This is a genomic window from Variovorax sp. P4_D9 (genome assembly GCF_056401695.1).
Genome location: NZ_JBFUIU010000366.1, coordinates 1 through 8871, shown reverse-complemented (window position 1 = coordinate 8871; position 8871 = coordinate 1). Strand labels below are relative to the sequence as shown.

Below are 8871 nucleotides of genomic sequence, written 5' to 3'. Positions count from 1 at the left end.
CCGTAGATGCCGCGAGTCGAACACAGTGTTCGCCGGGTGGGTCGGCCGCGCTGTCCTGAGCGAAGGGCGGTATTTCGAACAGAGGCCACCTGTCGGCAGCGCGAAGAGCGTTTGCGTGCTCGGCAACTCGCGCACAGCGCTTCGCTCGCGACGGATATGTGCTCCACGCGCTGCAGCAGGTCGCGCTCCGGGCAAGCATCTAGTCGCGCCGAGGAAGCAGCTGCTCGAACATCACTGCGACTCGTGACCGCGTCCCCAACCCGTCTGGTCGCGTCAGCTTTGACCTCTGTTGCGGGCCTGATGCCTAACCACCCTCGACCTGGAGTCTGTGGGAGGCACCGAAAACGGCACAATTTGGACATTTCGCTGCTCCCTTTACGAAAGGAAGGGTTTGAAGTACCACTTGCGATCAACCGCGGCGCCGATCGGTCTTGGGCCACCCGGTTACACGCCATTCTGTCACGCGACACGGGCCGGCGGATGGTGGACAGGCATGGCGCCTTCCTGGGGCGAGACTTACGGCCTCGTCCACGCGATTCCGCATGAGCGTCGTGGGCGTCCAAGCGGAAGGATTGATGGCTGGAACGCGCTGAGGCGGTAGAGCGTCTGTCGCTGCCGAGGACCGCTTCGCTTGCCACGGGAGTGCCCGAAGAATCGCTTCGCGCGCAACGCCGACGGCGGGTCCGGGTTCAACTATCTTTGTCGAGATTACAAGAAGTACCTTCGCCACATCACGCCCGCCATGAACCGCATGGGGTACTTGCTGGGGCAGGATCGCTCGGCCAGCGAAGTGATGCACCGCGCCTGAGGATTCCGCCCAAGTGGCGCTAGGGCTAAAAGTTTCGGCACCAGGCTCGCGAATAACACGATCACGTAACCGACGAGCTGTCGCGGGATGCGCCCATCAATTTTTGCCGGTAGAACGGGACAAAAGGGCCGCGATGTGTTGGTGAAAACTTATCTGAGAGTGAGCCAAGCGTCGATCTTGCAACTTTCAACTTTCTTCCCATGCGTCGACAGCTTCGCCGTCGATCACCCTTTCGTTACCTGGACGATGGCAATCCGTTTCGCGCGCTGGCGCTGGAGGGCCGCGAGGCTGCGGCGCACCATTGCGACACCAAGGCTCATCTACACGACGTGCTCGACCTGAGCGAGTGGATCACGCGCGCGCTGCGCAACTGCATCGTCGAGTTCACCGCACGCCTGCAGACCGGCCTGGCCATGCTGGCTGCCTCGACCGCTCTGTTCATCGGGATGTTCGGCACCGTATGGGGCATCTATACGCATTGATGAGCATCGGGACTTCCGGTCAGGCGACCATCGACAAAGTGGCCGGTCCGATTGGCGAAGCGCTGATCATGACGGCGCTGGGCCTCGCGGTCGCCGTTCCAGCAGTGCTGGGCTACAACGCACTGGTGCGCAGCAACAAGTTCGTGCTGACCAAGTTCAACAGCTTTGCGCACGAGCTGCATGCCTACTTCGTGACCGGCGCGCGCGTCCAGAGGGGCGTCGGGGCCAACGTCGTCCCGCTCAAGAAAGGCTGAGCATCATGGCCTTCGGAACACAGGACGAACCCGATGAGGTTCATGAACGAGATCAACATGACGCCGCGGGTCGACGTCATGTTGGTGCTTCTGGTCATCTCCATGATCACCGGGCCTTTCATAAAGCATGCTGTGCGCGGATCAAGATCCAGGCCGTCGCCACGGCCACGCAGTCCCTACATCGCCGTCCACGGGCAAGTGACATAGTGACGGTTCCTCTCCATGCCGCGATGCTGGCCTTGCTGTTAGCGTTCACCGGATGCGCCGCCACCGGCGAGACGGGGATCCCGGTTGGCGTCATGCGGTGATCGTGGGTATCGGTAGCCACGCCGAGTTGGCGTCCACCGCGGATCAGGACTGCGGCAGCGGCAGCCTCCGGCCAGATGCGCCCTATGTCGTCGCACGTTACCGCGACGGCCAGCACAGCCGGTCGATCGGCAAATCGCGGCGCCCCGCGGACAGTTCGCTTCAGATCGGCCAGGAAGTGCGTGTCAACATCTTGGACTGAAACGCAGCTCTCATCCCGCTGGACGCACGTCGCGGATTCCCTGACCCACGCCGGAGTCTTTGCCGTCGGGCCTACCGATGTTTACCGGCCGTGCAGGCCCGCCTAAGCAGCGCCGCAGCCGGCTTTCACCTCATTCAAACAATCACGCAACCCGAAAGCTGCCTGTCGCGAACACCCGGTAATGGCCGTGGCATCCTGATTCAGGCGGGCGATTTCCGGGTTTCCGTCGAACAGTTTGTCGGGAAGGGTACGCGCCGCCTAATCGAAGCGGCGCTGCTCAGCGCCGGCTGCCCAGTGCTGCGCACGCTCGGCTGTGGCGTTGGCTATGTCGCGCCGAGACCATGGGGGCATTGGTGTGGGGGTTTTGGCTATCGAGGTTCATTGGGTCTTTCTGTGGTGTAGTGACGTGGTCGTGTGTGACTGGCTTGGGCAGTTCTCGGTCATGTGTCATCGGTTTCCTTCTTCGCGCGAGCCTTGAAGATCAATGTGGCCAGGCGGCTTGCGCGCTCGGCATCGGTCAAGACGGTCGCAGGCGGAAGGCCTCCACCGTCATCCGACTTGATCCCGAAGGCCTCGCGCTGCATGCGCACACCCTTTTCCAACATCTCAACAAGCTTTTTGGCTGAGTCGACGCGACCCGCCGTGCTGAGTGCCTTTCGGTATGCCTCATTGAGAAGGTCGCGGCGTTGGCGCCCGGTCTCGGCGTCGGTGCTGGACTCGTCCATCAGTTCGCCGAGCTTGGCAAACAGTTCGACGTTGTCGGTTTGCGCTTCAATCTCGCCAAACAACTTGCGGCAGAGGTCCAAGGAGCGCTGGATGTCGGAGCGCTGGCTCATGTGAACATGGAACACGGCGCCCGCGTTCGCGTGGACGACCACGCGTTCCGGGACGCGCGTTTTGGTGCGCACTTCGCTGCGCACCGCGGCCCTGCGCACCAGTGCGTCCGCCTTGGCTTGGATCTTTGCACCCAGGTCGCGCGCCCAGTCCTCCTTGTTCGCGCGCTTGCGGATGGTGGACTCGGCTACGCCGTGCTCGCCTGYGATCGTGCGCAGCGACTTGATGCCGGCGCGGTAGTCCGCCTCGATGACCGGCCAGTCTGCTACCGGGTGCTTCGCTTCGCTCATGGTGCGGTCTCGTCGTCATCGTCCGGCACGTCGTGCACAACGGGCATTGCGCTACGGCCGATCTTGGCCAGCAGCGATGCCAGAGCATCGGAGTCACCGGCCTGTTGGCCGGACTCGATGTTGAACGCCTCGCGCTCACCCTTGCGCACCTTCTCGTCGATCTCGGTCAGCTTCTTGAGCGACTCGACGCGGCTGGGCAGCGCAATGATGCGTTGCAGTAGGTCGTTTCGTTTGTCGATGCCGCTCTCCCCTGGGTCGCGGGCGACCTCAACGATCTGTGTCAGCAGGTCGATGTGGCTGGTCTGAGCCTCGATCTCATCGAGCATCGTATCGCGAATGCTGGAGATTCGACCAAGGCCTTTCCGGTGTCCGAGGACGACATCAACCCGGACGGTGGCGGCCGCTTTGATTTCAAAGCTATCGGGGGTTGCATTCTCCGATTGCTTTCTTCCGATTGCATTTCCGCTGGCTTTCGCAGTCGCCTTCAGGAGCATGTTGTCAGCTCGTGCTCGAACCTCCGCGGCCTTGTCTTGAACCCATTCATCGAGGCGGTACTCCCGCTCGATCGCGCCCCAGTCAATATCGGAACGGCGGCCCATCAGTGCACCTGCCCTTTGGCTTCCGCGTGCACGTCGGCGAGGTGCGACGCGCCAGCGGCGTACTGATTGATGCTGTTTGCTGCGGCAGAAAGATGTCGCTCCAGAGGGCCCCACGGCAAGGGCGTGACGTTCGCAGCCAAGCAGGCGTCTTCGATCAGGGCATCGAGCAGCAAATCTCCGGCCGCAGACCACAACAACGCCGCACGCACCGGTACCTTCGCGCGAGACACCAAAGCGAGCTGGGCCGCACACAGAGAAGCTTCGCCGATCCCTGCCACAACGTGGTCATGACCACGGCCCCCATCTTTCGCAATGATCACCATCATGCTGTCGTCGACGTGTGTGATGACCAGGTCAGCACGACCCCAAAGCAGCTTGAGATCGCGGGTCAGGGTATCGGTCGACGGGTCGAACGGGATGCGGTCCTCGTAGATTTTCCCGGTGGAAGCAGAAGAGCAGAACAGGAGAACAAGGGCGGATTCGCCCCCGACCTCGACCGCGTGTTTGAGAATTTCAATGGTCATGGGTGAATTCCTGGAATATGAGAAGGCGAGGCGCCGACGGTTGCGATGCGTTTTTCATCGGGCCATGCTATTGAGAACGGCAACGGTGGGCGACCTCTATGGGGGGACTGGATGCTCCCGGCTCACTGGATGGGGTGGACCTCGCCACGGTAGAGATCCTCCGAGTTGATGTGCTGGCCCACAAACGCCTCGACCTCCTCGATGGCCACGCCGAGCTTTTCGGCGATCTGCTGCACGCTGAAGACCGGCTCGCCGTCTTCGTTGACGTGCGTGGCCGGCGGGACAAGCCCTGACTGCTCCACCAGGGCATCAGCCTCGGCGCGATAGCGTGGCGGTGCAGTGCGCATCAGCCGCACGAACAGTCCGGCGTGCTCCGGGCCGTCCAGCGCTTCGTCGCCCTCGGCGTGGCGGATGTCACCGACTCGCTTCAGCAGCGCGAAGAACTCGGCATAGTCGTGGCGCTCGATCTGATTCGCCGCCCAGGCACGCCACTCCTTCGCGACACCCGGCTTGCTCTCTTCGAGCAGCGTGTAGTAGCTTTCAGGCGCCAGGGTCAGCATGCGCGCGAACTTGAACGTGTGGCACTCATTTTCGATGGCGGCCTCGCCCTGCTCGCGCAGGACAGCCATCATCTCGGCCAGGAGAGCCCGGTACTCAGGGTTAAGCTGTTCCGGCGCGCCGGTCACTTTTTCAGTCATAGTTTCTCCAGTTAAATTTGGGTTGACCGGGGTGCCGGTCGTTTGGTGGGGGATGCTTGGGCTCGGCTGGGTCACAGGTCGCCGCCTTTCGCACGAGCATTGCGAGTGGGCGCCGGCCCTTCCCAGCCATCGAAACGCGTCTGGTCGCCGATGTAGCTCAGGCTCAGCACGCCGCACCGGCCCTGGCGGTTCTTCGCCACGCTGACCTTGGCGTAGTACTGCCACTCTGGCCCGAGATCGGGCTTGGCCTGGATCGGCCGGTTGATGAACAGGATGATGTCGGCGTCCTGCTCGATGGCGCCCGAATCGCGCAGATCGCTGAGGCCCGCGGTCTGGTCGACCCGTTCCTCCACCTTGCGGTTGACCTGCGCCAGGCACACCACGGCAATGTCGAGCTCCTTGGCCAGCGTCTTCAAGCCGCGGCTGATTTCTTCGAGCTGGTAGGCGCGCGACTGCTTCCCGTCCAGGCCCGACATGAGCCCGATGTAGTCCACGATCAGTACCTTCAAGCCGCGCAGGCGCTTCACGTTCCGGGCCTTCGAGCGCACCTGGTTGATGTTCAGGCCGCCTTGGTCCGACACCGCGAAGTTCAGGTTGCGCGCGCGATCCACGCCATCCACCACGCGATCCCACTGCAGGCCGGCGCCGAGATTCGGGCGCTTGACCGCCGACAGGCTGACGCGACCGATCATGGCGGTCAGGCGGTCGCGCACCTCCATGTGCGGCATTTCCATCGACAGCATCGCCACCGCGTGGCGCTCGGCCATGTTGATGCCAATGGTCATGGCGAGCGCGGTCTTGCCCTGGCTCGGCCGCGCGCCGATGATGATGAGTTCCCCCGGTCGCAGGCCACCCTCAAGGTACTCGTCCAAGTCGGCCAAGCCCGTCGACATCGCGGTCGTCTTGCCCTCGGCCCGGTCCTCCAGCAACGATGTGTGCAGCGCCATGCCCTCGGCCGCTCCGATCCACTCGTCGCGCGGGGCCTCGCCGATCAGCTTGGCAAGTTGGCCTTGGGCATCCTCGATGCGTTCCGCGATGCTGCGCTCGTGGTCCTGCGCCAGTTCCGTGACCGCGCTGCTCACTGCCATCAACTGCCGGCTCTGGTAGCGCTCCACGATCAGCGCCGCATAGCGCCGCACGTTGGCCGCGCTCGGCACGTACTGCGCCAGCGCGTTCAGCTCGGCGAACGCCTTGGGGTCTTTGAGCGCCGTTCCGGTCGTCACCACGTCGCACTGCTTGCCGGCGACGATCTGGCGCGAGATCTCGGCGAAGAACGTGCGGTTGCGGTCGGAGTAGAAGTGCTCGGTCTTCACCGTGTCGCCGATCCGGTCCCAGGCGCCGTTGTCCAACAGCAGAGCGCCGATCAGGCTGTGCTCGGCCTCAAGCACGGCCATGACGGCGACGGCTTGATGGTCGTGCTTCACGCTGCCACCTCCGCGGTCTTCTCGATCACGTGCTTCAGGCCCTTTTCCGTCAGCAGGAAATCGAGGTCGCAGCGCCAACCCTCATGGCCCGGCGCCTTCTGCCCACGTCCCATCAGAAAGTCGTTGTCGCGCGCCCGGTCGAAGTAATCGCGAAACCACGTCATAGCTTGTTCTGCAGTCTGAGCGCGGCGGCTACCGTCCAGCTTGGTCGTGGTCAAGACCCAGCGCCAGCGCTTTGACAGCTCCCGCTTGCGCGAGTCATTCATCAAACGAACAGCCGGCAGTTCAGGCAGAACCTCGTGGTACAGGTCGACGATCGCCTGGGTCTTGCACGGCGGCAGTCCGCTGCCGACAGAGGCGATAGCCTCTTTATCTTCCTTTCCCATCCATTCCTCTCCCTTCCATTCCGGGGTCGAGGCCGCGTCGATGATTCGACGATCGTTCGACGAATGCTCGTTGCACGCCCTGGGAGTCGGTGCCGATTCATCACTGACCGCGCGGCGCGCAGTGGCCGATTCACCGGAGAAAGGCGGGTGCTTGAACGTCGGCTTGTCGATGCGCTGGTGGTGCCAGCCAGTGACGTGCCAGAAGACTTTGCTGCCGGCCTCGTAGGTCATCAGCAGCTCCTGACCGAGCATTTCGGCCACGAGGGATTCCACGTTGGTCGCCGCGATGTCGTCGGACGGGAAGACCTCGGCCTTCAGCGTGCGAGCGCTGGCCGGGTGATTGCCACCGTCGTCGCAGAAGTTCCACAAGCCAATGAACGCGAGGCGAGCGAGCGGCGAGAGGTTCATCACCTGCTCGCTGGTCCACGTCTCCGGCTTGATCGTGCGAATGCGGGCCATTAGGAACGACCTCCCGACGGTACCGCACGCGTCACGAACTGGGCGGAAAGGCGCTCCGTTCGCGCCATCGCCCGGTCCCAGGCCGCGGCCAACTCGGTGTCGCCCAACGCCGTCGCGCGAGACAGAGCGTCGCGATAATGCGAGATCCGGCGCGTGCGGCCGGCGATCTGGCGGTAGGTGAGACGATTCACGTCGCCCTCCTCGATCTGGGCGAGGAATGCGCGAACGTCGTTCCAGTGGGTGAAGCTACGGGACTGGCCCGAGCGGCGCACAACGAACGTCACGCGGCCATCGTCGGCGCGAACGCTGCTCTTCAGGGCGTGACCCTTGACGGCGAACTTCTCGGCGGCCGCTGCGAAGTCCGTTGCGGTAGTGGCGCTCGGTGCGACAATCGGGCCGTTTTCAGTGCTTTGATCTGCGACTTGCCCGGCTGCCACCGGGCTTTCGCTTTTCTGGGGTGCCGTCATTTAAGCCACCTCGAGCAAACGGCGGATGTCGGCGACGGGCCATGCGAGGCGGCCATGCACGCGGATCGGACGAATCGGACCGTTATCCAGACAGGCCCAGCCGCGCATGGTCTGCGGGCGGCGGTCCAAGTAATAGCCGGCCTGTTCGGTCGGCACCGTGGGGCGGGTCACGGCTTCCAGCGGCGGGTACTGCTGGGATTCAGTTGCAGCGCGGCGGGAGCCGGCGCTGTGGTGCGTTGCTTGCGCTTCCATCGGTTTGCACCTCAATTCGTTGATGTGCATCGATGATTTCCGGGCAACTATCCTCCCCCGCAACCCTCCCCGTATCCCCCATTTTGGGGGACACCCAATGGGGGATAGTCAGGCTTTGTCGGCTATCCCCCCACGCAGGCGCAAGCGCTCCCATGTCTTGTCGAAGGTTGTGCCTCCCTTCTGAAAAAGGTCATTCATGCCCACCAGTGCGGCGCGAATCTCAGCCTTCACGCCGGGCTTTCCTGGCAAGTTCTTTCGCAGCATGAGCGGATCGTGACCTGCAGCGCGCAGCGCAGCCAGGATGGTCGCCTCCTGCGCGGCGAATCGCTGAAGCGGCTTCGCTTGCACCTCGTCTGCAGTCTCAGTCCCTGCGGGCGCGGGGGTGGATGTCGCGGCCTGACCGCAAGGATAGGGGGAAAAGTCGAACTTCGATGGCATTTGGACTGCCTGCAGCCAACGGGCGATCTCCGCGCGATCAACATGCTCCCAGCAAATCCGACGGAGATCGCGTGATGGCTTATCGCCCACTACTTGCAGGAGCGTCCTTTGGGATCCGTCAAAGTTCGGTATCCCATGCAATTGTTGTTTCTTCGGCCACTGCGGGTTTTCTGGCCGATCGCGGTGGATCAACCATCCGAGATAGGCACCCGAAAGATGTACCAAGATAGGCACCGCGGGCCCCGGCAGATCCTCGCGATCAGGATTTCGCCTATTCGACAGCGGCTGCCGCCCGACAATGAGGCATGCAACTTCATCCAGCCGAAAGTTGGTTGCCTCATTCCATGGGGAAAGTTCATCCATTGGCGCTCCTTCATCGCGCCCTTCATTGGGGGTGCCCCAGCAGGCGGGTGAAGGTGTCCCGCTTTTCAGCCGCTAAACCTAGCTG

At 63.1% G+C, this 8871-nt stretch carries 10 protein-coding genes and 2 pseudogenes; 3 read left to right on the top strand and 9 right to left on the bottom strand.

Annotated features, from left to right (window positions below; genetic code table 11):
• Window positions 1–1050 precede the first annotated feature (1050 nt).
• From AC1DY5_RS31140 to AC1DY5_RS31130, 3 genes and pseudogenes are all read left to right on the top strand, one after another.
• A pseudogene (locus AC1DY5_RS31140) lies at window positions 1051–1544 on the top strand (MotA/TolQ/ExbB proton channel family protein); the annotation flags it as partial.
• Between the two features lie 5 nt (window positions 1545–1549).
• Window positions 1550–1682 (top strand): annotated as a pseudogene (locus AC1DY5_RS31135) (biopolymer transporter ExbD); the annotation flags it as partial.
• A gap of 166 nt (window positions 1683–1848) precedes the next feature.
• On the top strand, window positions 1849–2052 hold the full coding sequence (locus AC1DY5_RS31130) for a hypothetical protein (protein ID WP_478117745.1): 204 nt from the start codon (window positions 1849–1851) through the stop codon (window positions 2050–2052).
• Window positions 2053–2492: 440 nt separating this feature from the next.
• Here AC1DY5_RS31130 and AC1DY5_RS31125 read toward each other — a convergent pair whose 3' ends face one another.
• The 9 genes from AC1DY5_RS31125 to AC1DY5_RS31085 form a co-directional block, all read right to left on the bottom strand.
• Window positions 2493–3176: a hypothetical protein gene (locus AC1DY5_RS31125; protein ID WP_478117743.1), complete on the bottom strand. Its 684-nt coding sequence runs from the start codon at window positions 3174–3176 to the stop codon at window positions 2493–2495.
• Window positions 3173–3775 carry a hypothetical protein gene (locus tag AC1DY5_RS31120; protein ID WP_478117741.1) on the bottom strand — a complete coding sequence of 201 codons (603 nt, stop codon included), beginning with the start codon at window positions 3773–3775 and terminating at the stop codon, window positions 3173–3175. The genes AC1DY5_RS31125 and AC1DY5_RS31120 overlap by 4 nt, the downstream gene beginning before the upstream one ends.
• The gene (locus tag AC1DY5_RS31115) at window positions 3775–4299 is read right to left on the bottom strand and encodes a hypothetical protein (RefSeq protein ID WP_478117739.1); all 525 of its coding nucleotides are present in this window, start codon (window positions 4297–4299) and stop codon (window positions 3775–3777) included. Before AC1DY5_RS31115 ends, AC1DY5_RS31120 begins: the two co-directional genes overlap by 1 nt.
• A gap of 122 nt (window positions 4300–4421) precedes the next feature.
• A complete protein-coding gene (locus tag AC1DY5_RS31110; RefSeq protein WP_478117738.1) occupies window positions 4422–4997 on the bottom strand; it encodes a hypothetical protein in 576 nt (191 codons plus the stop codon).
• A gap of 71 nt (window positions 4998–5068) precedes the next feature.
• Window positions 5069–6421 carry a replicative DNA helicase gene (locus AC1DY5_RS31105; RefSeq protein WP_478117737.1) on the bottom strand — a complete coding sequence of 451 codons (1353 nt, stop codon included), beginning with the start codon at window positions 6419–6421 and terminating at the stop codon, window positions 5069–5071.
• Window positions 6418–7266: a hypothetical protein gene (locus AC1DY5_RS31100; protein ID WP_478117736.1), complete on the bottom strand. Its 849-nt coding sequence runs from the start codon at window positions 7264–7266 to the stop codon at window positions 6418–6420. Before AC1DY5_RS31100 ends, AC1DY5_RS31105 begins: the two co-directional genes overlap by 4 nt.
• Complete coding sequence (locus tag AC1DY5_RS31095) at window positions 7266–7733, bottom strand: hypothetical protein (RefSeq protein ID WP_478117734.1); 468 nt, start codon at window positions 7731–7733, stop codon at window positions 7266–7268. The genes AC1DY5_RS31100 and AC1DY5_RS31095 overlap by 1 nt, the downstream gene beginning before the upstream one ends.
• The gene (locus AC1DY5_RS31090) at window positions 7734–8015 is read right to left on the bottom strand and encodes a hypothetical protein (RefSeq protein WP_478117733.1); all 282 of its coding nucleotides are present in this window, start codon (window positions 8013–8015) and stop codon (window positions 7734–7736) included.
• 78 nt (window positions 8016–8093) lie between these two features.
• Window positions 8094–8786 carry a hypothetical protein gene (locus AC1DY5_RS31085; protein WP_478117731.1) on the bottom strand — a complete coding sequence of 231 codons (693 nt, stop codon included), beginning with the start codon at window positions 8784–8786 and terminating at the stop codon, window positions 8094–8096.
• Window positions 8787–8871: the final 85 nt, after the last annotated feature.